At 43.2% G+C, this 699-nt stretch carries 1 protein-coding gene; it reads right to left on the reverse strand.

The window, feature by feature from the left end; translation table 11 throughout:
• Positions 1-165 precede the first annotated feature (165 nt).
• Positions 166-537, reverse strand: coding sequence for a MotA/TolQ/ExbB proton channel family protein (locus A3735_RS27455; RefSeq protein WP_068514842.1), 372 nt, complete (start codon positions 535-537; stop codon positions 166-168).
• Positions 538-699: the final 162 nt, after the last annotated feature.

The following is a 699-nucleotide window of genomic DNA, read 5'->3' on the forward strand; positions in this document are numbered from 1 at the left end:
AACATTGAAATTGTATTTTTAAAGCTGAGACTTAGGAATAGTAAGCGTTCAAAAAAAAGTATAAAGATTAATACACTCAGAGCCAGTATGGCCGCGACAGGTAAACCACCGAGCTTGATTAATTGATCAATGCTTGAGTAAAAGTCGAAACCAATTTGCGTCATCTTAACAGTCTGCCTTGGAAGGGCGAGTGTCTTGAGCTGCGTTAGCTTCTATTGAGCCTTGTTCACTCATATATTTTGCAATAAAGCCTAGGCTTTGCTGGCTAAGGAACATAAGAACCTTTTTCGACTTTGCTGCTAACAGATTGTGAGAGAATAGTAGTGGCACGGCTACCAGTAGTCCAAGAACTGTAGTCATTAGCGCTTGTGATATCCCGCCAGCCATTAGTTTTGGGTCTGCGTTTCCGACTAAAGTAATACTTTGAAAGGTATTGATCATGCCAACAACGGTGCCGAGTAAGCCCAGAAGAGGGGCGACTGCAGCGAGTAGTTTGATTGTCCCCAGGCCCTTATCCAGCTTAGGCATCTCGGACATAACGATCTCTTGTAGCTGAACTTCAAGCGTATCATGTTTTAGCTGAGTACTTTGCTCGTCACTTGAACTGCTTTCCTCATTTCCTTTGCATGCCTGATAGGCCTGAATTATTCGGCCAAGAGGATTGCTAGCGTCTGCAATTTACGGTGATCTCATTTGTTT

It is taken from the genome of Oleiphilus sp. HI0061 (genome assembly GCF_001635675.1).

What these genes read in the sequence shown, in the direction of transcription:
- A3735_RS27455 (WP_068514842.1), bottom strand. Translation starts at nt 537, where the DNA reads ATGTCCGAGATGCCTAAGCTGGATAAGGGCCTGGGGACAATCAAACTA.